The following is a 26,472-nucleotide window of genomic DNA, read 5'->3' as shown; positions in this document are numbered from 1 at the left end:
TGTTATTTGCGGGTCGCCAGCAGCTTGTCGACATTCGCCGACGTCACCGGTGTCCACGGAACGTTGTATTCCTTTTCCTTGCCGCCATTGAACGGCATGTCGGGATACTGGGTCCAGATATCGGATTGCGGCTTGGCGTCGCCCTTGCGCGCACTGGCGATGGCAAGATCAAGCGCGCCTTGCGCCTGGGCGCGGGCATCCTGCAGAATGGTGGTCATCGTGCCGGCCTTGACCGCATGCAGGGCGTCCGTGATGCCGTCGATGCCGGCGATGGCGAAATCGCTGGTCTTGAGGCCCGCCGACTTGATGGCTTCGATGGCGCCGAGTGCCATTTCATCGTTCTGCCCGATCACGCCATTGATCTGGCCGGCATGGGAGGTCAGCCAGTTTTCCATCAGCGTCTGCGCTTCAGCACGCGACCAGTTGGCCGTCTGGTCTTCGAGAACCTTGACATTGGGGCACTCCGCCAGCGCTTTCTTGTTGCCCTCCAGGCGTGAAATCTGCGCCGATTGGCCGATAGGCCCCTCAAGGATGACGACATTGCCCTTGCAGCCAATCTTGTCCAACACAGTCTTGGCTTCCATATAGCCGGAAATCGTATCGTCGGAGCCGACATAGGACGTCAGCAAATCCGAGTTGACGCGGGTGTTGGAACCGATGACCGGGATGCCGGCCGCATGGGCGGTCTGGACCGCAGTTGCGCCGGCTTCCACGTCGATCGGCACGAAGATGATCGCGTCGAATTTCTGGGTTACCATGGTGTTGAACTGTTCCTGCTGGACAAGCGCGTCATAACGGCCGTCGAACACGGTCAACTCGACCTCGCCGCTCTTGACGGCCGGGTGCTCCTCAAGCGCTGCCGACCAGATCTGCATGAACTCGGCGTTAAGGCCATAGGGTGCCGCACCGATCTTGAGCTTTTTGTCTTGCGCAAGAGCGGGTGCAGCAAGCAATGCCGTCGTCGCGGCAATTGCGATCAGAAGTCGTTTCATGTCAGTCTCCTCCTCCAAGGGAATGGTCCCGTCGCCTCCTGGTCGATCGGGCAGTCTCGCGGCCGCCATGTCGGCTTCCGGATTGGTGGGCGCGTTTAAAGTCAGGCGCCGTGATTGCGTTTCTGGTCGAGCATGACGGCGCCGACGATGAGCGCGCCTTTGAGGACCTGCTGGTAGTAGGACTGGATCCCCATCAGATCGAGGCCATTGTTCATCACACCAATGATGAGCGCCCCGATCAGTGTTCCCGTGACCCGGCCGACGCCGCCGGAAAGGCTTGTTCCGCCGATCACCACGGCCGCAATCGCATCGAGTTCGTAGGCGATGCCGGCCTGCGGCAAAGCAGAGCCGGTTCGGGCCGACAGCATCATGCCGGCAAGCCCCGACAAGCCGCCGGATATGACATAAACGAGGAAACGGATGCGGGTGACGTTGATCCCTGATGTCTTGGACGCATGAGGATTGCCCCCAACGGCATAGACATAGCGGCCGAACCGGGTGCGTGCGAGGATCCACCAGGAAACCGCAAAGACGATGATCAGCAGAATGACCGGCATGGGGATGCCAAAGAGATTGCCGGTCCCGATCCAGCGAAACGATGGCGACAGACCGGGCACCGGCTTTCCGCCGCCATAAATGAGCGTGAGGCCACGCGCCGCAGACAGCATGCCAAGCGTGGCGACAAACGCCTGCACGTTGAAGCGCGAGACGATGATACCGACGAGTGCGCCGCAGGCGACACCAACCAGAATGCCTGCTCCAAGCGCAAGGCCGACGGGATAGGGACCGCCCGGAAGGCCGGCCGTTGCCGAACTTGTGACAAAGCTCGCGCTGACGATGCCGGCAAGTGCTGCCACCGATCCGACGGAGAGATCGATCCCGCGCGTGAGGATGACGAAAGTCATGCCGATCGCCAAAACCCCGTTGATGGAGGTTTGCAGCAGAATGTTGGATATATTTCCGGCAGTGAGGAAGTATTCGTTAGACAATGAGAGGATGATTGCGAGCAGCAGGAAGGCAAAGAAGATGCCGTATTCCTGCAGGATCACCCGTCTGCGCTCTCTATTCAGAATGCCGGTCATGGGGCTTTTTTCAGTGGCGGGCACAATGTCTATCCTTGTTGTCTCGGACGTCGCGTCAGCTCGAGAGATGGACGAGGGTCTGGGCGCTGGCATCGCGTCGTTCCAGGATGCCGACAGATCGCCCACGCCGCATCACCATGATCCGGTCCGACATGCCCAGAACCTCATCGATTTCCGAGGAGATCATCGCCACCGTCCCTCCGTTTGCCGCAAATTCGCAGATGATCCGGTAGATTTCGCGCTTGGCACCCACATCGACGCCCCGCGTCGGCTCATCGAGCAGCAAGAGTTTCGGCTGGCGCAGGAACCACTTGGCGAGCACAACCTTCTGCTGGTTCCCGCCTGACAGACCCGTAACCGGCATCGTGTCGCGGGCAGCCTTGATGGAGAAGCGGCCCATCATGTCGCGCGCTGCTGCCTGCTCCTGACGCTGCTTCATGACGAAGGCGGGGCTCATCTCCGGCAGGCTTGCAAGGCAGATATTGTTGCGCACGCTGTCGCTGAGATTGAGGCCGGACACTTTCCGATCTTCCGTTACATAGGCAATGCCCGCCGCCATGGCCTCCGCTGGCCCCTTGACGGACAGGTCTTGGCCGTCGAGCAAAACCTTACCCCTGGCCTTCGGATCGAGCCCGAAAAGGCAATCGAAAATCTCGGTCCGCCCCGAGCCCATCAGCCCGTATATGCCGAAGATCTCACCCTTGCGCACGGAAAAAGACACGTCCTCAACTTGTCCCGGGGACGTCAGCGAGGCAACCTCAAGGCCGGTCACATCCGTGGGCGCATTGGTCTTGATGTATTCATCTTCCAGTTCGCGCCCGACAATCATGCGGATCAGGCCGCGCCGGTCGATATCGGCAAGCCGGCCGGACCCGACATATCCGCCATCGCGAAAGACCGTGTAGCTGTCTGCGATCTGGAAAATCTCCGACAGCCGGTGCGAAACATAAACGATGCCCTTGCCTTCGGCCTTCAGTCGCAAGATCGCAGCAAACAACTGCTGGGCTTCTTTTTCTCCGATCGCAGACGTCGGTTCGTCCATGAAAATGACTTCGGCATCGTGCGACAGCGCCTTGGCAATTTCGACCAACTGCATTTCTGCAACAGACAACGTGGCCATCGTTCGCGTCGCAGAGATCGAAAATTCCAGACGATCGAGCAGCGCCTGCGCATTGCGGTTCATGGTCCTGAAATCAATGCCGCCGAAACGTCCTGCCGACTCGCGGCCAAGATAGATATTTTCGGCAACCGTCATGTGGGGAACGGGCGACAGCTCCTGCTCGATGATGGCAATACCGGACGCGAGGGCTTGGGCCGGCCTGGCAAACTCGACGGCGCGCCCACGCCGCCAAATCAATCCGTCGTCGCGCTTGTGGATACCCATGATGATCGAAAGAAACGTCGATTTCCCGGCGCCGTTGCCGCCGCACAGGGCATGAACCGAACCGGCTTCCAGCGCAAACTGGCCATCGCGCAGGGCTGCAACGCCGCCAAACGACTTTCGCAGCCCCTCGACCTTGAGAAGCGTATCCATGGCTGTCCTCCCAGACAGCCGTTCCTCCGCCGTCTGGAAACAAATGTCACATCAGCAATGACAATTGTCAACACGCTGTGCTGACATTATTCACACGAGGCTGACATTTGATTTGTGCCAGCTCTATACGCTCACCAGATTTGCATCCCCCCACCCTTTCGCCAGCGACAGGCACTCGGTCCAGCGCACCACGGATCCCGTTGTCGACATGCTGCGCAGCGATGCCGCAGCGGTCGCGTGAGCCAGACGAAGGCACTCGGAAACAGCCCATCCTTCATGAATGCCGTAGAGAAGGCCGGCGGCAAAGGCGTCACCGGCACCATTGGCGCCCTTTATGTCCGCTGCGGGAATAGCAACCGGCGGCATGACGCACGTTTCCTCGCCGCGAACAACCGCAAGCGCAAAGGCCGGGCAATGAACGGCAACCATAGTCATGGAGCCGCGCTCAAGCACCGCGCGGGCGGCTTTCTCGCAAGCGGCCCTATCCGTTCCTCTCGCAGATACGGTCGCAATACCCGCAAGGGCTCCGATCTCGGTGTCGTTGACGATCAGGAAGTCGAGATGGGCGAGGCAGGGCGTGACAAGTGCCGCCATCAGCGCGCTGTCGATGCTGGCAAGTTCAAGATTGGTCTGAAGTCCTGAAGCACGGGCCTTCTTCAGGATGGCCACCCAGCCGTTCGGTTCATCCCGCCAGGGACTGTCGAGTATCTTGTGCACACCCGGAAGGCCCAGATGCAGGAAACGCATGCGTGTCGTGGAAAAATCGAAATGGTCCGGCGTCAGCAAGGCGCCTGTGCCGCCGTGAAAGATATGGGTACGCCGGTGGGATCTGCGGGAAACGAAAGCATCGCAATACTGCGTGGCGCCCGTTGCGGAGACGACCATTTGCCGTGTGTCGATCCCGGCTTCTTCCGCAACGCTTTTCAGATAGCGCCCGTTATCGTCGTTCCCGAGGAGACCGACGGTTTCCACGGGAATTGTCGGGTCGAGATGTTTCAGGTCGAGCGCCAGATTGCAGCTGGGGCCGCCGCCGTGGCGTTCCTCCTCGAACATCTCGGCAATGCCGTCCTCCTCGGGCCAATGGCTGAGGCTGCGGTTATAATCCACGCACCAGGTGCCACCGGTCATAAATCCGCGCCGTTCACCCGTCATCTGGTCTGCTCCGGCTTCAACACGGCCTCGGTCACCTCGTTATCGTCATCGAGCTTGCGGGTGGGCGTGATGCCTGCCTTGGCAAGTGCATCGTGATAGGCCTTGACGGCCTCGGCCGGTAAGATCGTGCCGGATGCCACCTCGCGCATGAAACGCACCATGGCGAGCGGATCTTCCGCGAGATTGATCTTGCGGCCAAACAACGCCACGCGGGCGCCAAAGCGTTCGGCCTGTGACAGCAGTTCGAAGCAGTCGCGCGTGGTGCCGGCACCACCGCCAAGCACGCCGACGATCACCGACGGATCATAAGACGCCAGTTCCTCCATGGCCTTGGCGCCGTTAAAGGGGATTTTCAGGAACTGCGGCCGGTCGGCCTTCATCACGCCCGCAAGGCAGCGCATCATCACGTCGTTGACGTAATGCGGAAGGATATCAGCCGGCACGCCGCTGTCGACATTCGGGTTGAACACTTCGAGAAAATACTTGAAGCCGTTGCGGGCGGCATCGTCGCGGAAGGCGTGGAAGGCTTCAAGTGCGGCGTAATCCTGGCTCAGATCATTGTTAAAGGTGATCGAGTAGAGGCCAAGGTCGGTGCCGGTGACCGGCGCACCCGGTGCCGGGTCGATTGTCCCCGTTTTGACGCGTGAGAGGGATGCCGTGCGAAATGGACGCGACGCCTGTTTTGCATAAGTCGCACCGCGGCACACCCAGACATCGGTCGTATCATTGGCGCGAATGGCGGGTTTGACCGCGCTGTCGCGATAGGCGCCGCTGTCAATCAGTGCTTCCATGTTGGAGGCAGAGGTCAGCATGATGTCGACGATGTCCTGCCTGATCACCGCCCGTATATTGTCGAGAAACTCCGGACGCGTGTAATGGCGGGTAAAACTTCCATCCTTCTCGCGCTTGGGGCCGCAAGAGGTCATGCTCGGCCCCATGTCGCCATCCTTGGCATCGGCGATGATGAAGTCTGCGCGGGTGTACTGTCCGGCACGGATGCGGGCAAGTTTCTGATCGAGACGATACATCGATTAAGGCTCCGTTCGTTGTGGTCCGCCATTCGCAGACCCGTAAAGGCGTTTCAGGCAGAGGCGGCGCCGGTCATGATGGCGACGACATCGTTCATGGAATGGGTCTTCGGGGTGACGACAGCGGCGCGCCGGCCAAGCCGCATGATGTGAATGCGGTCAGCGATATCGAAGACATTGGGCATGTTGTGGCTGATCAGAACGACGGCCAGCCCGCGCTCCCGAATGGACCGGATCAGTTCCAGAACCTGTCCGGTTTCGCGCACGCCAAGCGCTGCCGTCGGCTCGTCCATGATCACAAGCTTGCGGGCAAAAAGCGCGGCGCGGGCAACGGCCACACCCTGCCTCTGGCCGCCAGAGAGCGCTTCGACGGCATTGTCGATGGAGGGGAGGCGAAATTTCAGCTCGCTCATGGCGCGCTGGGCTTCCTGGCGCATGCGTTTCTTGTCGAGGCGACGAAACACGCTTCCGAGAATGCCTGGCGCGCGCAGTTCACGCCCTAGAAACAGGTTGGAGGCGATATCCAGTGCCGGCGCCATGGCAAGATCCTGATAGACGGTTTCGATGCCGGCATGGCGCGCATCAAGGGGACCCTTGAAATGCACCGCCTTCCCGTCGAGGAGGATTTCGCCACTGGTTGGATGCAGAGCACCGGTCAAGGCCTTGATCAGCGTGCTTTTTCCCGCGCCATTGTCACCGACGACGGCAAGGATCTCGCCGGCGCGCAGTTCGAAATCCACGCCGGCAAGTGCTGTGACATGGCCATAGGTCTTGATAACGTTGCGGGCTTCCAGCACAACGGACGCGGTCGGGGCACCTTGGACCATAATAGGGTTGTTTACATCCGGCATCAGTTCCTCCTCCGCGACATCTGGTCAACGGCGACAGCGATGATGACGAGGATGCCGGTCACGAGATCCTGCCAGAGCGGATCGATGCCGGCGAGCGTCAGCCCGTTTCGCAATACACCGACGATGAGCGCACCGATCAATGTGCCGATCAGGCCGCCGCGTCCGCCAAACAGGCTCGTTCCGCCGATGACGACGGCCGTGATGGAATCCAGATTGGCAGTCTGCATGGCGTTGGGATCGGCATTCGGGATGCGGCCAAGCGCCAGCCAGGCGCCAATTCCGTAGATGAGGCCGGCAGCGAGATAAACCGACAGGAGGTGTCGGCGCACCGGAATGCCGACAAGGCGCGCAGCCTCCGGATTGTTGCCGATCGCATAGACGTGGCGACCCCACTTGGTTTCGTTCAGCAGATACCAGACCACGCCGTAGAGCAAAAACATGATCAGCACGCCATAGGTCAGCACGAAACCGCCAAGCTTCATCGTATTGCCTGTCCAGGCGAGGAACGGATCGCGCACGGCAAAGGCGCCGCCGGCGGAAATCAGCCGCAGCGCCGCTGTCAGGATGCCCAGAATGCCAAGCGTGACGATGAAGGGCGGCAGTCTGAGCGCGCTGATCAGACCGCCGGCGGCAAGTCCCGCTGCCGTGCAGACCAGAATGGCAAATCCCATCGACAGCACGGGATCATAGCCGAGATTGACCATCTTACCGGCAATGATCGTGCCGAGCACGCAGATGGCACCGACGGCAAGATCGATCCCCGCCGTCAGGATGACCAGCGTCTGACCGATGGCGAGAACACCGATGATGACGGTCTGCTGCAGGATGATCGACAGGTTGTGGGTTGCCAGAAAACGCGGATTTGTCAGCGCGAAGATCACGCCGAAAGCAATAAGAACCAGAAACGGTCCTGCGGAGGGCTTTGCGAAGATGCGCGCCATAAGGCTCGCTTTCGTCTCGGGCGAAGAGGGAATGACGGTGCTCATGAATACCTCGTGCTTCAGAACGCCGCGCCCAGCGCCTCTCAAAAGGTGCACAAGGCTTACGGCCGAGGGCGCCGGCGGCAAACGCCGCCAGCAGGGATCACGACCGCGACCGCCCAAGCATCACCATCAATCGACGGTCGCCGGCAGTCGCGGGGCGTGATCCCGCCGGGAGGAAGCGTTCAGTCGCCCCAGCAGTTCTTGAGGCCCCAGGCCGTATCCTTGGAGTCGAGCCCCTTGACCGGCTTGTCGGTGATCAGGAACGAGCCCGTGTTGACGAAACCGCTGGGCTTCTTGCCGGTTGCCGCATATTCCACCACCGCATCAACACCCATTGCAGCCATCTTGTACGGGAACTGCATGACGGTGGCGGCGATCTTGCCATCCTTGACGTCGCGCACGCCGGCGCAGCCGCCGTCGATCGAGGTCAGCATGACATCCTTTTCCTTGCCGAAGGATTTGAGCGCCGCATAGGCGCCGGCAGCGGCTGGTTCGTTGATCGTATAGACGGCGTTGATGTCACCGTTCTTGGAGAGCAGGTTCTCCATGCCGATCTGTCCCTTGTCTTGCGCTCCATTGGTAATCGCAGCGCCCGCGATGGAGGGATCACCTGCCGCAATGCCGAAGCCCTTGAGGTATCCGTCGTGGCGGAATGTATCGACCGTGCCGCCCGGTGTGCCATCCAGCATGGCGACCACGGCCTTCTTGTCGCCCATGGCCTTGCGGGCATAGGCGCCCTGCTGAACGCCTGCCTCGAAATTATCCGTCGCAAAGGTGGAATCCACCGCATCGGCGGGATCGGTTGCCGTATCGAGGGCAATGACCAGAACGCCAGCCGCACGGGCCTTCTTGATGATGTCGAGCATGCCGGATGAATTGTTGGGCGTCACCAGAATGCCCTTGGCGCCGGCGCTGATCAGATCCTCGATCGCGGCGACCTGGCCCTCATTGTCGCCATCGAACTTGCCGGCGCGGGCGATGAGCTTGACCTTCTTTTCCTTGGCGCGGGCCTCTGCGGCCTGGCGCATCTTGGCAAAAAACGGATTCACCTCTGTCTTGGTGACGAGGCCGACGATGACATCCTCGGCTGCGGCCTGTCCGGCACCAAACGAGGCGGCGACGACAAGACCGAGCGCTGCGGCGCCTGCCTTCAGCCCATTGGCGCGCACGAAGGTGCGACTGCAATTCTGCGACATGAATTCCTCCCAAAGCTCCAGAACGCCGCCGAGCCTCCCAGCATCGATACGGCCGCCTCTCCTCAAAGGCTGAAGGAATTAGGACACCAGATAGGTCTAATGTCAAACATCATTTCACATCTTTTGTATATTTTCTTTCAAAAAAGAATTTGTTGGCTTCGGCATGTCGCGCAATGCATGCAGGGCACGATGAACCCCTCCCTCTCCCGCGAGGCTGCGATAGACGGCATAACCCTTGTCATAAAGGGATGCGGCGTCAGCGCGCGGCAGCACCTGGTCGATATCCCGCGCACCGAAGCGAGCGGCACCTTCGGCATAGGTCGCAACCGTTCCCGCAGCCACCGCCCCGTGGATGGCCGCACCGACAGCGGTTGCGTTGGCAATGTCGGGCAATTCGATCGGCCTGTTCAAGACATCCGCGAGGATCTGGATGAGCAGCGGGTTGGCGCGGGCGAGCCCGCTTGCCATCAGCACGCGCTCGGGCGGCAGACCGTTTTGCTGAAAAAGATCAAAAATAGCCCGCGCACCAAAACAGATCGCCTCCATCAGGCAGAGGTAGATTTCAGCAGCCGTCGTCTGTCGCGTCAAACCGGCGATCAAGCCCGAGAGGTTTCCATCGGCATAAGGCACACGGTTGCCGCCCCACCAGTCCAGCGCAATAAGCCGTCCTGCCATGGGCGCAAGCCTTTCTGCCCCAGCATTATAGGCGCGGAAACTGTCGTCCGGGGTCTCGCCACGCGGAAATGTCCTGACGAACCAGGCCAGTATGTCGCCAAAGCTCGGCTGGCCAGCCTCGTAACACCAAAGTCCGCGCATCGAGCCGTCAAAGGCCACGCCTTCTATGCCCGGCGGCAAGGGGCGCTCTACATCGGAGAGGTAGAGATAGGCGGCCGATGTCCCCAGAGCACCCACGAAACAGCCGGGCGAAACGGCACCGATCGCGGGCAGCACGACATGGCTGTCGATGACAGCAACGGCAATGACTGCCTGCCCGTTGATGCCGGTACGCTGTCGCCAGGACGGTGACAGAGTACCGGCAACAGAACCGACCGGCAGCGGGACGGAAAGACGCGTTTCGAGACCCTGCACGACGTCCTTGATGTAACCGGTCTCGGCGGCGTATTGCGCTTTGTAGGCGGCAAAGCCGAGGCCACGACACTCCTCCTGCGTCAATTGCCAAACCAGCCAGTCTCCGCTTTCGATGAAGCGGTCGGTTTGCGCCCAGATCTCGGGGGCTTCTGTGGCAATCTGCGCCGCCTTTGCCATCAACCACTCGCCGGAAACCTTTCCGCCGAAGTTTTTGAAGGACAGCGCATGGGCGGCGGTGATCCGATCGGCATAGGCCTGAGCGTTGTGTTTCCAGAGTTTGACGTAACTATGGGGAGACTGCGGATAAAGGCGCGACAGCGGCGTTGCGTCAGCGCGCGCGGGAAGCGGTGAACTGGCGGTAAAGCCGATACCGATCCCTTCGATCACGCGGCCGCGACCGATGGTCGAGAGGATGGCATGCGCCGCCTCCAGGTAATCATCCGCCACCTGCAGGGCAAATCCCGGCGGCAGGATCCGGCCATCGGGCAATGCCTCTGTCAGGATTCCGTGGCTGTACGGATGGACATGGTCTGCCACCTGCAAGCCTGTTGCGCAATCGATCAGCACTCCCCGTGCCGACTCAGAGCCGAAATCCAGTCCGATAAGATAGGTCGCCATGGTGCCTCCCGATAATGAACAAAGGGTACAGGAAACAACAGCGACTGCCAGTACCTTATGTATTTTTCTTTACATAACGCCTGATTTTCACATGCCAAGCTTTATCTTTGAGAGGCTTCGCGCTACAGCCTTTCTGTCATGGGAGGTTGCAATGAAAGTGCATGAAGGTCGGCGTGACCTGCCGTCGCTGGAAGGCGCAGGCGCCATCCTGTCGCTGATCGCCTCAAGACGCGCGTCTTCGCGGGCCGAACTGCTGCAGGCATCAGGCCTTTCACGGGTAACGGTCACCCAGCGGCTGGCGGCCTTGCTGGCCCATGGCCTTGTGCGGGAGACCGAGGAAACGCTGCGCAGTGGCGGCAGGCCCACCCGGATCCTCGAGATCAACCCATCAAGCGGGTTCGTGCTGGCCGCCAATATCGGCGAAACCCATATCCATCTGGCAGCCCTGGACCTTTCTCCGGCAATCTTTGCCCAGGCGACCCTGCCGTTTGCCCTGCCAAGCAGGCCTGAGGCAACGCTCGACGCGATCAGCGAGGGCTTTTCAGCGCTACTGGCAGAGGCTGGCACAGAACGTGGCCTCCTCTTCGGTATCAGCCTCAGCCTACCGACACCGGTCGACTTCAAGCGCGGCCGCGTCGTCGGCCCGTCGGTTCTGCAAGGGTGGGACGAATTCGATATTATCGGATGGCTGAACGCGCGCTTTTCAGTGCCGGTCGTTGTCGAAAACGACGTAAACCTGATGACGATTTTCGAGCAGAAGCACCGGCTTCCGGCAGAAGACGACATGCTGTTCGTCAAGGTCGGCACCGGCATTGGCAGCGGCATGATTGCTGGCGGACGTCTTTTTCGCGGCGCGCAGGGTGCGGCGGGCGACATCGGGCATATCCAGTTCGTCTCGAATGACGCGCCGCTGTGCCGCTGCGGAAAATTTGGCTGCGTCGAAGCCCGGGCGGCCGGCTGGGCCATTGCCCGTGATCTCACCCAGCGCGGCATTGCCACCGAGACGGCACGCGATGTGCTCGATCTCGTCGAGCAGCGCAAGCCGGAGGCGCTGATGCTGCTGCGCGAAGCCGGGCGCACGATTGGTGAGGTGATTGCCGATGCTGTCAGCATCCTCAATCCCGGCGTTATCGTTATCGGGGGAACACTGGCGCGCGCCGGAGAAACGCTGCTTTCCGGTATCCGTGAACTGGTCTATCAACGTTGCCTGCCGCTTGCCACGCGCGATTTGACCATCACCTTGTCCTCGGTCCACGACGACACAGCCCTCTACGGCGCCGCCTATCTTCTGCTGGACGACCTCTATGCACCAGAAAAAGTCCACCACCTGCTGGCGCGCGCCTCTATCCCCGTGCAGAAACGGCGAAAGCCGAAATCCACAAAGATCTGAATCATGTCGCCTTGTCTCGGCCTTGCGGTTGGCTCCTCACATGCACATTGCGGGCACAGTCCGGATCTATGATCTCGAAAAGCGACATGTCTGACGCTGACCCGTGGCGGGGGAAATCGCAATTGTGGCCGGCATCAACTTTCGTCCATGCCGGCCAGATTTTTAAACAAATGATCAGGCGGAGAAAACGATCTGTGCCTTCATGGCCTGGCTGCGGTCGGACGCCAGCTGGAATGCCGTTTCCGAATCTGAAAGCGCCACGGTATGGGTGATCAGCGGCTTGACGTCGATCAGCCCCTTGCGCATCAGTTCCACGCCGATCGCGAATTCGGAGTGAAAGCGGAAAGAACCACGCAGGTCGAGTTCCTTGGCGGTGATCGCCATCATCGGCAGGCTCATGTCACCGCCGAGGCCCAGCTGGAGAATGACGCCGCGTGGCCGCATCGCAGGAATGGCGCCAGCCAGGGCCGCTGCAACGCCCGTGCATTCATAGAGAACGTCGAACGTGCCTTTATCAGCGGCATACTTTGAGAGGGCATCCGGCTCGTTTGCCGTATCGATCACACGATCCGCCCCGACCTTTGCCGCCAGCGACAGGGTGAAATCCGAAAGATCTGTCGCGACGATCTCGGCAGCCCCTGCCCGGCGCGCGGAAAGGATCGACAGAACGCCAATCGGGCCGCAGCCGGTCACCAGAACGCGTTTGCCGAACATGCTGCCGGCCCGTGTCGTGGCGTGCAGGGTAACGGCCAACGGTTCGGCCATCGCCGCCTCTCCGGCGGAAAGACCGGTCGCATCGACGCATTGGATGGCGTCGGCGACGAGGCTTTCGCGAAAGGCGCCCTGAACGTGCGGAAAGGGCATGGCGCTGCCGTAAAAGCGCATGTTGAGGCACTGGTTGGGCAAGCCCTCCAGGCAATATCGGCAATGGCCGCAGGGCCGCGAGGGAGAGACCGCCACCAACTGACCGATCTCAAAGCCGCTGACGCCGGGGCCGATGGCATCAACGAAAGCCGAAACCTCATGGCCAAGGATCATCGGTTCACGCAGGCGAACAGTGCCGAACCCGCCATGATTATAATAATGAAGGTCCGATCCGCAGATCCCCCCGGTCGCCAGCCGCAACCGCAACTGGCCGGCTGCCGGCACCTCGTCGGGGCGCTCCTCGATCCGGAGGTCGCGGGCGGCATGAATGACAATAGCTTTCATCAGAGCACCGGAGTGAGAAGGGTTGCGCCGGAAAAATGGGCGATCAGGTTATCGCGAACGAGTTTGCCCATGGCCATGCGGGTCTCTCGCGTCCCGCTGGCATGGTGTGGCTGCAAGAGAACGTTGGGCAAGGTGAGGAAGCGCGGGTTGAGATTGGGCTCACCTTCAAAAACGTCAAGGGCAGCGGATCCGAGGGCGCCGGTCTCAAGCGCGGTCAGCAAAGCCTCCTCATCAATATTGGAGGCGCGGCTGATATTGATCAGCATGCCTTCCGGCCCCAGCGCTTCGATGACCTGCCTGCCGACGATGTGGCGCGTGGCTGCAGACGCGGCAAGCGTCACGAACAGGAAGTCGGAGCGAGCGGCAAGGGCGACCGGATCTGCGATGAATTCCCAATCCTTGGTAAAGTCCTTGGCGGAAACGTCGCTATAGGCAATATCGAGATCGAAGCCGGCCAGCCGCTTGGCGACTTCGAAGCCAATGCGGCCAAGCCCCAGCACCCCTGCCCTGCGCCCCCAGACACGGCGCTTCAACGGGTAAAGACCCTTCTGCGCCCAGGACCCGTCGCGCACCCAGGTTTCGGCGCCGATCATGCCGCGCGACTGCACCAGCATCATCGCGACCCCGAGATCCGCCACATCGTTCGTCAGCACGTCAGGCGTATTGGTGACACGAATGCCGCGGGCGCGGCATGCCTCGAGGTCTACCGCATCATAACCGACGCCATAAACACTGATGACTTCCAGATTGGGGCAGGCCGCGATCATCGCCGCGTTGGCGCCAAGCTCGCCGCGTGTGGCAATGCCACGGATCTTGGAACCCACTTCGGCCAGAAACGCCGCCTTGTCCGAGGCCTCGAAATAGCGATGCATCTGGAACTGCGCGTCCAGCGGAACCTGATCCCATTCCGGATAAGGGCCCACCTGCAGGATGTCGGGTTTTGTCATGATGTCTCCGATCTCGATGCTTGACATTCGTTTGTTATCGATAACATATACAGGCCTATCGACGCTTGTCGAGAGAGAAATCGAGAGGAGGACGCCATGACACTCAACCTGTTTGACCTGAAGGGGCGTCGTGCCCTGATCACCGGCTCGTCCCAGGGCATCGGATTTGCCTTGGCAGAGGGGCTGTCTGCGGCAGGGGCTGACGTCGTGCTCAATGGGCGTGACGAGACCAAGCTTGCGGCGGCTGCGGCACGCATAAAAGGCGCCGAGATGCTGGCTTTCGATGCCACCGACCATGACGCGGTGCGCACCGCCGTCGATGCGTTCGAGGCATCCGGAAAGCCGATCGACATCCTCGTCAACAATGCCGGCATGCAGCATCGCGCGCCCCTGGAAGACTTTCCGGCCGACGCCTTCGAGCGGCTGCTGCAGACGAACATCGCCAGCGTCTTTCATGTTGGTCAGGCCGTTGCCCGCCACATGATCGCTCGCGGTCGGGGCAAGATCATCAATATCGCCAGCGTCCAGACGGCGCTCGCCCGTCCCTCCATTGCGCCCTATACGGCGACAAAAGGCGCTGTCGGCAACCTCACCAAGGGCATGGCGACGGACTGGGCCAAACATGGGCTGAACTGCAACGCCATCGCCCCCGGTTATTTCGATACGCCGCTCAATGCCGCCCTGGTCGCTGATGCGGATTTTTCCGGCTGGCTTGAAAAGCGCACACCGGCCGGGCGCTGGGGCAAGGTCGAGGAATTGCAGGGTGCCTGCATCTTCCTCGCCTCGGATGCCGCAAGCTTCGTCAACGGTCACATCCTCTACGTCGATGGCGGGATCACGGCATCGCTATGACATTGCGTCTGGTCATCATGGGCGTTGCCGGTTGCGGCAAGTCGACCGTCGGCGAGGCCCTGTCGCGCCGTATCAGCATCAGCTATCGCGATGGCGACGACCTCCACACATCAGAGGCGGTGGAGAAGATGCGTTGCGGCATCCCGCTGACGGACGAGGATCGCTGGCCCTGGCTGGAACGTATTGCGGACACGCTGAACCACAGCGCACCCCTCATTGTCGGTTGCTCTGCCCTTCGGCGGATCTATCGCGATACCATCCGCTCCGTTGCGGGTGGCCCGGTCACCTTCGTCCATCTGGTGGGAAGCCGCGCCCTGATCGCCAGCCGCATGGCCACCCGCGATGGGCATTACATGCCGCTATCGCTTCTCGACAGCCAGTTCGCCACTTTGGAAGCACCCGGCCCGGACGAGGCAATCAACGTGGACATCGACCAGCCGACGAATGACATCGTCGCCAATATCTTGCCCTTTCTGGCCAAAACCTTGCCCTATCTGGAAGGAACGCGATCATGACCGACACCATTGCCCTGATCGGTGCAGGCGCCATGGGAGGCGCCATAGGCGCCCGCCTCGTGGAAACGGGAACGCGTCTTTATGTTTATGATCGGGATCCGGACAAGGTGGCCGCTCTTGTGGCCTTAGGCGCCATCGGTGCAGCCTCCGCAGCCGAGGCTGCATCCAAGGCAAAGGCGGTCATCCTGTCGCTGAATTCGGCAGCGATCGTGCGGGCGGCTGTCTTTGGCCCGCAAGGCGTAGCGGAAGGCGCATCAGAGGGCACCCTGATCATCGACATGTCCTCGATCGATCCGGAAATGACCAAGGCCATGGCGGCGGATGGCGCTGCCAGGGGATTGCGCTGGGTGGATAGTCCCCTCTCCGGCGGTATTCCCAAGGTTGCGATCGGGCAGCTCACCCTGATGCAGGGCGGCGCCGAGCCTGACGTGATTGAGGCCCAGCAGATCCTTGCAAATCTTGCTGGAAACCAGACCCATATGGGCGCTTCCGGCGCCGGGCAAACCACAAAGATGATCAACCAGGTTCTCTGCGGCCTTGGTTTCCTGGCGGTCGCCGAGGCAACGGCACTGGCAGAAGCGGCCGGTGTCGATGTGCTCAAAATCCCGCAGGCCCTGAAAGGTGGCCGCGCTGACAGCGCGCTGCTGCAGGAATACATGCCGCGTTATGCCGCGCGCGATTACCGTCGCACGGGCCGGATCGACAACATGGTCAAGGACCTCAGCGCCGCCCAGGATCTGGCACGGCTGACACACACCGCCATGCCGCTGACGGCAATCTGCGCGGAAATACATCGCATGCTCACCGCAGCCGGGCTGGGTGGCGAGGATCAGGCAGCCCTGATGGAGTTCTTCAAGGGGCCGAACAAGGAGATTTCAGAATGATTACCCGTTATGCCCTTTTCGAGGGGAAGGTTCACGAAGGCCAGAATGCGGCATTCCGTGAGGCTGTGCTGACAGAGATCCTGCCGAAATGGCGCGCCTTTCCCGGCGCATTGTCTGTGCGTGTTACCTTTGCCGAAGAGCGGGATGAGGGCGCGCCGGAATATCCGATGATCCTCGCCATCAGCTATGGCGACCTGAAGGCCGTGGAGACAGCACTTGCAAGCCCGGTGCGCAGCGAAGCGCGGGCTGCGACGGAATCGGTTCTCGCGCGATTTTTCACCGGTCGCATCCATCACCACGTCACGACCGCACACGAGTTTGAACCCGTCTAAGACGCATGGGGTGGGACTGGATTTTGCACCACTATAACGATACCACAAAAGGATGATTCCACCGCGCAAAACCCCGACCATGGCTGATGTCGCCCGCCTTGCGGGCGTCTCACCCATGACGGTGAGCCGGGCGTTTAAGCAAGACGCGTCGGTGAGTGAAAACACGCGCAGTGCCATTCTCGAGGCAGCCGATCGCCTCGGTTATGTTTTCGACAGCACAGCATCCAACCTGCGCTCGCAGCGAACCGATTTTGTCGCCGTCACTATCCCATCCATCAACAATGCGAACTTCGCCGATACCGTGCGCGGCTTGTCGGAAGGTCTGAAGGGACGCGGCCTGCAGATCCTTCTCGGTTATACCGATTACGACATCAACGAAGAAGAGCGGCTGATCGAACAGCTGTTGCGGCGGCGGCCGGAAGCCATTGTGTTAACCGGCGGGCGCCACACGTCGCGTGCGCGACGACTGCTCGAAAACGCCAGCATCCCGGTGATCGAGACCTGGGATCTTCCCGAAACGCCGGTCGGCCACGTCGTCGGCTTTTCAAATGCCGCTGCGGTTCGCACGATGGTGGACCATTTCGTCTCCAAAGGGATTACGCGCATCGCCTTTATCGGCGGTGATGCCGATCGCGACACCCGTGGCACCGACCGCCGCGCGGGCTTCATCGCCGCCATGACGGAGCATGGCCTTCAGGCGGATCGCCTGATTGCAGCAGGCGCGCCGCCGATTTCGATGCGCGAGGGTGCCGCCGCCATGGGGCGGCTTCTGAATGATCTGCCGGACACGCAGGCCGTGATCTGCGTCTCCGACCTTTCGGCCTTTGGCGCCTTGACCGAATGTCAACGGCGGGGCGTGGATGTGCCCGGCCAGATTTCCGTGGCCGGTTTTGGCGACTACGAGATTGCCAATATCTGCGTACCGTCCCTCACGACCCTCAATCCGTTCCCGCGAGAGATCGGCACCCGTGCCGCCAAGCTTATTTTAGACGTTCTGGATGGCCATCAGACGGAACCGGCGACCATCATTGTCGCACCTGAATTGATGCGCCGGCACTCCAGCCGGTAAAGCATCGGGGGCGCAGATGACTGCGCCCCCGAGCAAGCCGTTGCCGACAGTTTATTTCTGTGTGGCGACGATGGCGTTGACGACGGCATCGCCGTTCTGCGCGACGTAAGCGTCCCAGACCGGCTTGACAGCTGCCTGGAAGGCCGCCGCGTCCACATCGCTGTTCACCTTCATGCCGGCAGCCGTCAGCTCCGCAATCATCGACGCTTCCTTCTCCTGAGCAAGCTTGCGCTGCATGGTGATGGCTTCGGCGGCAACATCCGTGATGATCTTCTGCTCTTCAGCCGTCATGCCTTTGAACTTGGCATCGTTGATGGCCAGCGCCAGCGCGGAATAGGCATGCTGCGTCAGGCTGAGATACTTTTGGACCTCGTTGAACTTGAAGGACAAGACGATGCCGATCGGGTGGTCCTGTGCATCCACGACACCGGTTTCCAGCGCGGTATAAAGCTCGGCCACCGGCAACTGCGTCGGATTGGCCCCAAGCTTTGCAAACATGTCGTTCAGCGCCTTGGAATTGTTGACGCGCATGTTGAGGCCCGAAACATCGGCCGGCACTCGAATAGGACCGCGATTATTGGTCATGTTGCGGTAGCCGTTTTCCGGATAACCCAGCATTTTCAGGCCATGCTGGGTGAATTGGGCCGAGACGCCCTGCCCGACTTCGCCGTCCAGAACCTTGTAGGCGAGGTCACGGTTCGGAAACATGAAGGGCAGTTCGAAGGCGCCGGCCGCCGGCACCAGACCGGTCAGATTGTTGAGGCCGGTCATGACGATGTCGATGATGCCGGAGCGTGCGCCGTCGATCATCGCCTGGTCGTTGCCGAGCTGCCCTTGCGGGAAGATCGTGACCTTTACCGTTCCTTTGCTGCGGGCCTCAACCTGCTGCTTGAAGAACAGCGACATCGTCTGCTGCAGATCGGTATCAGGCGCCGCATGGGCAAGCTTCAGTTGTGTTTCTGCCTGGGCAGAATAGCCGGTCATGGCAAGGATCGATGCAAGACCGAGGACTTTCAAGAGCTTCATTTCAGGTTCCTCCCTGGTTGTCGTCTTTAGCCACCAAGAAACTTGGCGGGAACGATGATGAGCTGCGGAAATAGGATAAAGAGACCGAGCAGAGCCGCGTAGGCGAGCAGGAAGGGAACAACGCCCCTCACCGCAACGCTCATCTGCACCCGGCCAACACCGCAGATGACATTGAGGACAGTGCCGACCGGCGGCGTGAGCAGGCCAATCGAGCAGTTCAGGATGAACATCAGGCCGAAATAGACCGGATCGATGCCCGCAAGCTTCACCACCGGCATCAACAGCGGCACCAGGATCAGCACGGTGGGCGACAGATCCATCACCATGCCCACGGCAAGCACGATCAGCATGATGACGAGCATCAGCAGGCGTGGGCTGTCGATCAGCGGCGAAAGCGTTTCAGCCAGTTGCTGCGGCAGCTGGGCGACAGTGATCAGCCAGGCGGCAACCATCGCAGCGCCCACAAGAAGCATCACCATGGCCGTGGAGCGTCCCGCGGTGATCAGCACTTCGAGCAGGATCTTCCATGTGAGCGCCCGATAGACAAGCGATGACACCACGATTGCATAGACGGCTGCGACAACGGCTGCTTCCGTCGGCGTAAAGGCGCCGGACCTGATGCCGCCAATGATGATGATGGGCAGAAACAGCGCCCATATGCCCTCTCTGAGGGCCTTCATCCGCTCGGCCCCCGTTGCTTTCGGCAGGGTTTCGATCTGTTCGTTGCGCATGATGAAGGACCAGACGACCATGAGCGTCAGCCCCATCATCAAGCCGGGCGCGATGCCCGCCATGAACAGTTTGGCAATCGAGATATTTCCGGCCACACCAATGAGGATCAACGGCAGCGATGGCGGAATGATCGGTGCGATAATGCCGCCCGAGGCCAAGAGGCCGAGGCTGCGCCCTTCCGGATACCCGGCCTTGCGCATCATCGGGTAGAGGATGGCAACCAGGGCTGCGGCATCGGCGACGGCAGAACCCGAGAGGCCAGCAAGGACGATGGCAGTCATGACGGCAACGTAACCGAGGCCGCCGCGCTTGTGCCCGACAAGTGTCATGGCAAGCCGCACGATCCGCTCCGACAACCCACCCCTCGACATCACCTCGCCGGCGACCAGAAAGAAGGGAATGGCAAGAAGCGGAAAGTTATCGACGCCGTTGATGAGGCCTTGCGCCAGGATATCCGGGCTGAACGTGCCCAGATGAACCATCAGCACCATTGCGGCGAGCAGCAGAGCAAAAGCGACCGGCAAGCCCAGCACGATCGCGATGAACAGAACGCCGAGAAAAAGGATCAGGGTCATCAGACAGTCCCTTCGTCACTATTGTTTGGGACATTCATCGGATCGATCAACCGGACGACGGCAATGCCGGCCATCAAGATCGCCGATACGACGCCTGCAAGGTAGAACAGGCCCGAGGGCAAGCCGGTGAGCTGTGAGATATTCTTCCAGTTGGCCATGGTCTGGTTCAATGCGCCGACGAACAGCATGCCAACGGCCACGATCACAATGATCCAGCAGATGCGGCGAAGCGTCGGAACGGCGCGTGGAAACAGCGCTTCGGAGAATTCGGCAACGGCCAGGTGCTCGCCCCGGCGCAGAACGACCGCTGCTCCGAGCATGACGATCCACACGAACCACAGTCTTGCCAGTTCGACCGACTGGCGAATGCCGGACGAAAAGCCGTAGCGCATCACGACATTGACGAACACAAGCGCGATCATCGCAGCCAAAAGGATTGCCATTATCAAGTCGATGACCGACCAGAACCGCTGGGCAATGCGTCGCATAAGATCCCCCTCCCGAAGTCTCGTTGCGTAAACCTCAACACAAGGTTATCGTTAACATGATTTGGTATCGATAACATTTTCATGAGTCAAGGCCCCTATCGCCGCACATTGCGACTGAAGAAGGTGCCGAGGGAGGCCGAGAACGAGTGCGGTTAGAATAACTTGGCGGTTAAATGGTTGTTATATTTTCGCAATGAGCGATTTGTGCATGAAGTGGTTGAGGGGGGAGCCTGAACGCACGGGGACTGGCACACCTGCAGCAACGTTCGTGCTTCATCGCGCTTGTTCTGGCCTCGCGACGTCCATGACGCCAAGCTAAAAATCCCTCATTTTTCGCAGTTCGAGCTGTAGATTGCAGAACACGGAATACCGGTTTTCGTGCGTCTGCAGGATATCTCCAGGAGCGGGCTGGTAGACACGGCCAGGCCTGCTCAACGCCTGCATCGCCTGCTTCAGATCGGCAAAACTCCTCGCCGCCGTCGCACCCAGCAAGGCGGCCCCCAGCAGAACGGGCTCGGAGGTCTGAGGCGCGATCACCGGCTTGCCACTGGCATCCGCCAGGATCTGCCGCGTGAGATCATGCTGCCCGGCGCCGCCACTGATAATGATCTGCTGTACGTCGGCGCCAGCTTGCGCCTGCGCTTCGATAATCTGGCGCAGGCCATAGCCGATGCCGCACAATCCGGCGACATAGAGCGCGATCAGGCTGTCCAGATCCCGTTCCATGCCGAGGCCGGCAATCGCGGCACGCGCGGCGGGATCGGCAAAAGGCGCGCGATTGCCGAGAAATTCCGGCACGACATGAAGCCCCTTGGCGAGTGACACGGCATCGGAGGCAGAGGCCTGCTTTGCAACCGCCAGATCCGCCAGCATCACCGGAAGCGGCACACCAAGTGTGCGCGCCCGATTGCTGGCGTCCGGGAATGCCTGATGGAAACTCACCAGCTGATCGATGGCCGCACCCGCAGCGCTTTGTCCGCCTTCGTTCAACCACAGGCCGGGAACCATGGCCGAGAAATACGGCCCCCACACACCCGGCACAAATTTCGGATCGGTGGTCGAGGTCAAGGTACAGGAGGAAGTGCCAAAGACGTAACCCATGTTGAGTTCGGGCGTACCGCCAATGCCGACCGTGCCGATGCCGCCGGCATGCGCGTCGATCATGCCGGCAGACACCGCCGTTCCAGCCTCTAGACCAAGATCGCGCGCCGCCTCATCGGTGAGGCCCTGCCCCACCGGCGTGCCGGGCTCAACGATCTCCTGTCCGATCCGGGAAAACCCCTCGTCCGCCAGTTCGCCAAGACCGATCTGCCGGAAATAATCCGGATCCCAGCGGTGTTCATGCGCGAGGTAGGTCCATTTGCAGGTCACCGTGCAGGTGGAGCGGGCAAGGCTTCCCGTCGCACGCCAGGTGAGGAAATCCGCCAGATCAAAGAACTGCCAGGCGCGGCCAAAGGTGTCCGGCCGGTGTTCCTTCAACCACAGGAGCTTCGGCGTTTGCATTTCGGGAGAAATGCGGCCTCCGACATAACGCAGCACATCGTGACCCTGCGCATTGATCCGCTCCGCCTGCCCAATGGCCCTGTGGTCCATCCACACGATGATATCGCGTTCCGGCCGCTCCGAGGGCCCGACAGCAAGAGATTTGCCGCCTTCACCGGCCACGACGAGAGAGCAAGTGGCATCAAAGCCGATGCCGACGACCTTTTGCGGGGAGACCCCGGCCGCTTGCACGGCAGTCCGGACGGAAAGGCAAACGGACTGCCAGATATTGGCGCTCGATTGCTCGACCATATGTGCCTGATCGCGAAAGATCTCGATGTCACTCTTTCCGGTTCCAAGGCATTGGCCTTCTTCATCGAAGACACCGGCGCGCGCGCTGCCCGTGCCAACATCGACCCCGATAAAATACCTGGAACCATTCATGCCTTACTCCTCCGGCAACTTGATGCAGATTCGGTCAAGCCTATAGATCGACGCTATTGGGCAAGATCACAAGATCCCGGATGACCACATTGCGGGGACGAGACAACATGAAATAAACCGCTTCGGCGACTTCCTGCGGCTGCATCAGACTGCCGTTTGCAAGAGCCTCGTCCATCTTTTCTTTCGGCCAGTCATCGAGAAGAGCCGTGACTACAGGGCCCGGAAGAACGGCACCGACGCGAACTCCATGCTGCGAAACCTGGCGGCGCGTGGCATGCACAAAGGCCTGCACGGCAAACTTGGAGGCGGTGTAAATCGGCTCCCAGACGACCGGCACGACACCTGCAACCGAACTCGTAAATAGGATATCGCCGCTCTTCTGGGCGATCATGTGTGGCAACACCGCATGCACGCTGCGAAAGGCGGCATTTATGTTGAGGTTCAACATGCGGTCCCAGCTGTCGGGATCGCCGTCTGCCACCGCGCCGCCCACATAGGCACCCGCATTCGCGTGGAAAATATCAAGCCCGCCGGCAACCTCCAGAATCCGCGGCAAAAGGCCGGAGACCTGCGGGCCATCCAGAAGATCGACCACCAGCATGCGGCTGCGCTCGCCAAGTTCGGCACACAACGAGTGAAGCTTATCTTGCGCCCTGTCGATCAGCACGACTGTCGCGCCCTCATCAATGAGCTTGCGCGCGCAGGCAAGCCCGATCCCGGAAGCTGCGCCCGTTATGGCCGCGACCTTGCCGTTCAAACTCTTCGTCATGATGAAACTCCCGTCGGAATTGTCCGCATTCAATCGCCAAGCCGAATTTGCAGCTTCACATCTTCGGCCAAGCCTTTCGCCGCTCGCTCGAAGGCTGCGATACTGTCGGCAAATGCATAAGTGTCTGTGATCAGGGGCTTCAGATCCACCTTGCCGGAGGCTATGAGGTTGACTGCGCGATCAAAATTATTGGCGTAACGAAACACGGTTTCGATATGCGCTTCCTTGAAGATCGCGGCCGGAATATCAAAGGCCACCGGCTCAACCGGCAGACCAACGAGCACCAGAGTTCCGCCGGGACGCAGGAGATCGAAAATCCCTTGATAGGCTCTCGAGCTGCCGCTCGCCTCTAACACGATATCGGCACCCCATCCATCCGTCGCCTTGGCGACGGTTTCCGCCAGCGAAGCCTCGGTGATGTTGACAGGCGTAATGCCGGCATATTGGCCTGCAATGGCAAGCTTGGGGGCACTGAGATCGGAAATGATGACCCGTGAACAGCCGCCGGCCAATGCCGCAATGGCCGTCATGATGCCGATTGGGCCGCAGCCGATCACCACAGCCACGTCTCCGGGCGTAATGCCGGCGCGGGTTGCCGCCTGCATGCCGACGGCGAAAGGCTCGATCATCGCGCCTTCGGCAAAGGAGACGTTATCGGGAAGCTTGTAGGTAAAGGCTGCCGGATGCACCACTTCCGCTGTCAGCACGCCATGGATCGGCGGCGTTGCCCAAAAGCGCACATCCGGGTCAACGTTGTAGATGCCAAGCTTGGAAGCGCGCGAGGCCATGTTCGGGACACCGGGCTCCATGCAGACACGGTCGCCCACCTTCAGCGTCTTCACCTCGGCACCGATCTCGGTCACCGTGCCCGCCGCTTCATGCCCCAGCACCATGGGGTCACGCACCACGAAGGAACCGATCGCACCATGGGTATAATAATGCACGTCGCTGCCGCAGACGCCGACGGTATGAATGGCAATTCTCACATCATTGGGACCAACATCGCGCGGCAGATCGATGTCGCGGATTGCCAGTTCGCCTTTACGTTCCAGAACCAGAGCTTGCATGTTTTTCGTTCCTCAAGTCAGAGTGCCAGTCCATCCGGCGTAAAGAGATAGATGTGGCGGGGATCTATTCCAGCCGTGATCGCGCCGCCGGGCGGCAGATCCGGTCTGCCATTTGCAAGGATGATGACGGTCTCATCGCCGGTTCGGGCGTAAATCTGCGTCGAGCCGCCGAGGTTCTCGGTAAAATCTGCAGTCAAACGCAGAAGCGGGTTCGTGGCAGCCACATCCAGATGCTCGGGACGAAGGCCAACCGTGAGCGTGTCACCGGGGCGAACCTTTGAGGCCGAGCCATGGGCGAGGGAAAGGGTGCCGCCTTCGAAACCGGGATGTTCCAGCCGCAACCCCGATGCATCGGCACTTGTAACCTTTGCCGTCAGGAAATTCATCCTGGGCGAACCGATGAAGCCGGCCACAAAGGTATTGGCGGGGTGATCGTAGAGTTGCGTCGGTGAGCCGATCTGTTCGACAAGTCCGGCGCGCAGGACGACGATACGATCCGCAAGTGTCATCGCTTCCACCTGGTCATGCGTCACATACACCATGGTCGCCCCCAGTTTGCGGTGCAGCTTGGCAATTTCCACGCGCATCTGGCTACGCAGTTCCGCATCAAGATTGGAAAGCGGCTCATCGAACAGGAAGATCTTCGGATTGCGCACGATGGAACGGCCAATCGCCACACGCTGGCGCTGGCCACCGGAAAGTGCGCGCGGCTTGCGTTCCAGAAGCGCCTCGATCTGGAGAATCCGTGCGGCCTCCCCCACCCGGCGCTTGATCTCGTCTTCCGGAAGTTTGGCCATGCGAAGACCGAAAGCCATGTTCTCGAAGACGCTCATATGGGGGTAAAGCGCATAAGACTGGAAGACCATCGAAACCTCGCGCTTGGCGGGCTCCTCATAGGTCACATCCTTGCCATCGATGGAGAGCGTGCCGGAGGATACGTCTTCAAGGCCTGCAATCATACGCAGCAAGGTTGACTTGCCGCAGCCGGAAGGCCCCACGAACACGACGAATTCCCCCTTGGAGGCGGATATGTTCACACCCTTGATGACGCTCATCTCTCCAAACGTCTTCTTGATGGTGTCCAACTGCAGGAAGGTCATGCTCTTCTACTCCCGATCACCTCGCACCGCATTAAGATGCGGCACGTGTTCTGTTCTATTGGCTATTGTTTGGAGGGCTGTGCGCCCCATCCAGCAGGGCAGCGGCGCATTTTTCGTCCGTCACCAGACGCTTGACGTAACCGCCGCGCAGGATGGCGCGGATGATGTTCACCTTGTACCAGCCGCCGGAGGCCAGAATGGAATGGCGAACGGATTTCAGCTGTTCCGGTGAAACGGACAGCACGCGTTCATTGAGAGGATGGTTCACCGGCTTTCCGTCGCTGTCGAGGAAAACGCCCAGCAAATCTCCGACGGCTCCAGCCGCCAGAATATCCTTCAGGTTCTCAGACACCGTTGGTGTCTGCACCAGAAGTGAACGGGCTGTCATATCGCCGCAGGACACCAAGGCGACATCCACGGAGCGGGCGCGGCGCATGGTTTCGCGAATGCCGTGATGGGACAGCAGCGCTTCGCGGCTCTCGACAGAGGGGAAATAAAGCGGCGCTGTCAGATAATAGCATTCCGCCGAAATCGCCCGCGCATAACCTGTCGCGACCTCGAACGTGCTGGAGCCCGATCCGCGCGTAAGCCCTCCCATAAGGGAGGTCACCCAGCTGTCCGGCAGCGGGCGCGATGTGAGCCTTTTCAGGCCGGCCGTCAGCGTTTTTCCCCAGCCAACACCCAGACCCATGCCATCTTCCAGAAGCCTGTCGAGCATGCCGCCCGCCGCATCACCGACAGCCCGCTGATTTTCCAGATCATCCGGCAGGGTGGGGATGACGCAAACGTCTTCCAGCTGATAGTGCTCCCGCACCTTGTGCTCAAGCTCAATGCACCCGGCCAAGGGCAGACGAATATCGACAACCACGGAGCCATCGTTTCTCAGCTGGCCGAGCGTCTTGTTGACCCGCAGCCGCGTCAATCCCAGCTGGTCGGCTATCTCCTGTTGGGTCAGACCGCCGATGAAATACAGCCAGGCAACGCGGGCGCGGATCTGTTGCGCGTCCATATCCTCAATGACGGGATTTCCGTTGTCTGGTCCCTTGGTTGCCATGTTCATGCGTCT

The 26,472-nt window shown here is 60.6% G+C and carries 25 protein-coding genes; 6 read left to right on the top strand and 19 right to left on the bottom strand.

The window, feature by feature from the left end; translation table 11 throughout:
- Positions 1–2: 2 nt before the first annotated feature.
- The 9 genes from AC4CWH_RS24785 to AC4CWH_RS24745 all read right to left on the bottom strand — a co-directional run bounded on the left by AC4CWH_RS24785 (position 3) and on the right by AC4CWH_RS24745 (position 10,525).
- Positions 3–992, bottom strand: coding sequence for a substrate-binding domain-containing protein (locus AC4CWH_RS24785; RefSeq protein ID WP_491321810.1), 990 nt, complete (start codon positions 990–992; stop codon positions 3–5).
- Between the two features lie 101 nt (positions 993–1,093).
- A complete protein-coding gene (locus tag AC4CWH_RS24780; protein ID WP_491321809.1) occupies positions 1,094–2,074 on the bottom strand; it encodes an ABC transporter permease in 981 nt (326 codons plus the stop codon).
- 55 nt (positions 2,075–2,129) lie between these two features.
- Positions 2,130–3,608 (bottom strand): sugar ABC transporter ATP-binding protein, encoded by a 1,479-nt coding sequence (locus tag AC4CWH_RS24775; RefSeq protein WP_491321808.1) that lies wholly within the window; start codon positions 3,606–3,608, stop codon positions 2,130–2,132.
- Between the two features lie 123 nt (positions 3,609–3,731).
- Positions 3,732–4,760, bottom strand: a complete 1,029-nt coding sequence (locus tag AC4CWH_RS24770; protein WP_491321807.1) for a carbohydrate kinase family protein — start codon at positions 4,758–4,760, stop codon at positions 3,732–3,734.
- Positions 4,757–5,788: a hypothetical protein gene (locus AC4CWH_RS24765; protein ID WP_491321806.1), complete on the bottom strand. Its 1,032-nt coding sequence runs from the start codon at positions 5,786–5,788 to the stop codon at positions 4,757–4,759. Before AC4CWH_RS24765 ends, AC4CWH_RS24770 begins: the two co-directional genes overlap by 4 nt.
- 53 nt (positions 5,789–5,841) lie before the next feature.
- Positions 5,842–6,639, bottom strand: a complete 798-nt coding sequence (locus tag AC4CWH_RS24760; protein ID WP_491321805.1) for an ATP-binding cassette domain-containing protein — start codon at positions 6,637–6,639, stop codon at positions 5,842–5,844.
- Positions 6,639–7,625, bottom strand: coding sequence for an ABC transporter permease (locus AC4CWH_RS24755; RefSeq protein ID WP_491321804.1), 987 nt, complete (start codon positions 7,623–7,625; stop codon positions 6,639–6,641). Before AC4CWH_RS24755 ends, AC4CWH_RS24760 begins: the two co-directional genes overlap by 1 nt.
- A gap of 179 nt (positions 7,626–7,804) precedes the next feature.
- Entirely contained in the window at positions 7,805–8,818 is a 1,014-nt protein-coding gene (locus AC4CWH_RS24750) for a substrate-binding domain-containing protein (RefSeq protein WP_491321803.1), read from the bottom strand.
- Positions 8,819–8,932: 114 nt separating this feature from the next.
- Complete coding sequence (locus AC4CWH_RS24745; RefSeq protein ID WP_491321802.1) at positions 8,933–10,525, bottom strand: FGGY-family carbohydrate kinase; 1,593 nt, start codon at positions 10,523–10,525, stop codon at positions 8,933–8,935.
- 151 nt (positions 10,526–10,676) lie between these two features.
- Between AC4CWH_RS24745 and AC4CWH_RS24740 the strand changes: the two genes are divergently transcribed.
- Entirely contained in the window at positions 10,677–11,915 is a 1,239-nt protein-coding gene (locus tag AC4CWH_RS24740; protein ID WP_491321801.1) for an ROK family protein, read from the top strand.
- Between the two features lie 174 nt (positions 11,916–12,089).
- Here the strand turns inward: AC4CWH_RS24740 and AC4CWH_RS24735 are convergent, their stop codons facing one another.
- Together AC4CWH_RS24735 and AC4CWH_RS24730 are read right to left on the bottom strand one after the other, a co-directional pair.
- Positions 12,090–13,124, bottom strand: a complete 1,035-nt coding sequence (locus AC4CWH_RS24735) for an L-idonate 5-dehydrogenase (RefSeq protein ID WP_491321800.1) — start codon at positions 13,122–13,124, stop codon at positions 12,090–12,092.
- Positions 13,124–14,071 carry a 2-hydroxyacid dehydrogenase gene (locus tag AC4CWH_RS24730; RefSeq protein WP_491321799.1) on the bottom strand — a complete coding sequence of 316 codons (948 nt, stop codon included), beginning with the start codon at positions 14,069–14,071 and terminating at the stop codon, positions 13,124–13,126. Before AC4CWH_RS24730 ends, AC4CWH_RS24735 begins: the two co-directional genes overlap by 1 nt.
- Positions 14,072–14,167: 96 nt before the next feature.
- On the opposite strand from AC4CWH_RS24730, the gene AC4CWH_RS24725 reads away from it, so the two are divergent.
- From AC4CWH_RS24725 to AC4CWH_RS24705, 5 genes are all read left to right on the top strand, one after another.
- Positions 14,168–14,923 carry an SDR family oxidoreductase gene (locus AC4CWH_RS24725; RefSeq protein ID WP_491321798.1) on the top strand — a complete coding sequence of 252 codons (756 nt, stop codon included), beginning with the start codon at positions 14,168–14,170 and terminating at the stop codon, positions 14,921–14,923.
- Positions 14,920–15,438 carry a gluconokinase gene (locus AC4CWH_RS24720; protein WP_491321797.1) on the top strand — a complete coding sequence of 173 codons (519 nt, stop codon included), beginning with the start codon at positions 14,920–14,922 and terminating at the stop codon, positions 15,436–15,438. Before AC4CWH_RS24725 ends, AC4CWH_RS24720 begins: the two co-directional genes overlap by 4 nt.
- On the top strand, positions 15,435–16,322 hold the full coding sequence (locus AC4CWH_RS24715; RefSeq protein ID WP_491321796.1) for an NAD(P)-dependent oxidoreductase: 888 nt from the start codon (positions 15,435–15,437) through the stop codon (positions 16,320–16,322). The genes AC4CWH_RS24720 and AC4CWH_RS24715 overlap by 4 nt, the downstream gene beginning before the upstream one ends.
- Positions 16,319–16,654, top strand: a complete 336-nt coding sequence (locus tag AC4CWH_RS24710) for a hypothetical protein (protein ID WP_491285653.1) — start codon at positions 16,319–16,321, stop codon at positions 16,652–16,654. Before AC4CWH_RS24715 ends, AC4CWH_RS24710 begins: the two co-directional genes overlap by 4 nt.
- 79 nt (positions 16,655–16,733) lie before the next feature.
- Positions 16,734–17,723: a LacI family DNA-binding transcriptional regulator gene (locus AC4CWH_RS24705; protein ID WP_491285654.1), complete on the top strand. Its 990-nt coding sequence runs from the start codon at positions 16,734–16,736 to the stop codon at positions 17,721–17,723.
- A 51-nt stretch (positions 17,724–17,774) separates the two neighbouring features.
- On the opposite strand, the gene AC4CWH_RS24700 is transcribed toward AC4CWH_RS24705, so the two are convergent.
- The 8 genes from AC4CWH_RS24700 to AC4CWH_RS24665 all read right to left on the bottom strand — a co-directional run bounded on the left by AC4CWH_RS24700 (position 17,775) and on the right by AC4CWH_RS24665 (position 26,466).
- Positions 17,775–18,749, bottom strand: a complete 975-nt coding sequence (locus AC4CWH_RS24700) for a DctP family TRAP transporter solute-binding subunit (protein WP_491285655.1) — start codon at positions 18,747–18,749, stop codon at positions 17,775–17,777.
- Positions 18,750–18,775: 26 nt separating this feature from the next.
- Entirely contained in the window at positions 18,776–20,056 is a 1,281-nt protein-coding gene (locus AC4CWH_RS24695) for a TRAP transporter large permease subunit (RefSeq protein WP_491285656.1), read from the bottom strand.
- The gene (locus AC4CWH_RS24690; RefSeq protein ID WP_491285657.1) at positions 20,056–20,544 is read right to left on the bottom strand and encodes a TRAP transporter small permease; all 489 of its coding nucleotides are present in this window, start codon (positions 20,542–20,544) and stop codon (positions 20,056–20,058) included. The genes AC4CWH_RS24695 and AC4CWH_RS24690 overlap by 1 nt, the downstream gene beginning before the upstream one ends.
- Before the next feature lie 315 nt (positions 20,545–20,859).
- Positions 20,860–22,470, bottom strand: coding sequence for an FGGY-family carbohydrate kinase (locus AC4CWH_RS24685; RefSeq protein ID WP_491285658.1), 1,611 nt, complete (start codon positions 22,468–22,470; stop codon positions 20,860–20,862).
- Between the two features lie 40 nt (positions 22,471–22,510).
- Positions 22,511–23,239, bottom strand: coding sequence for an SDR family oxidoreductase (locus AC4CWH_RS24680; protein WP_491285660.1), 729 nt, complete (start codon positions 23,237–23,239; stop codon positions 22,511–22,513).
- Between the two features lie 29 nt (positions 23,240–23,268).
- Positions 23,269–24,306, bottom strand: coding sequence for an NAD(P)-dependent alcohol dehydrogenase (locus tag AC4CWH_RS24675; protein WP_491285662.1), 1,038 nt, complete (start codon positions 24,304–24,306; stop codon positions 23,269–23,271).
- Positions 24,307–24,323: 17 nt separating this feature from the next.
- Positions 24,324–25,406 (bottom strand): ABC transporter ATP-binding protein, encoded by a 1,083-nt coding sequence (locus tag AC4CWH_RS24670; RefSeq protein ID WP_491285664.1) that lies wholly within the window; start codon positions 25,404–25,406, stop codon positions 24,324–24,326.
- Positions 25,407–25,461: 55 nt separating this feature from the next.
- Positions 25,462–26,466, bottom strand: a complete 1,005-nt coding sequence (locus AC4CWH_RS24665) for a sugar-binding transcriptional regulator (RefSeq protein WP_491321795.1) — start codon at positions 26,464–26,466, stop codon at positions 25,462–25,464.
- Positions 26,467–26,472: the final 6 nt, after the last annotated feature.

This window comes from Neorhizobium sp. PAMB6716, from assembly GCF_058242805.1.
The sequence above is the reverse complement of the archived record's forward strand: the minus strand, read 5'-3'. Positions and strand labels throughout refer to the sequence as shown.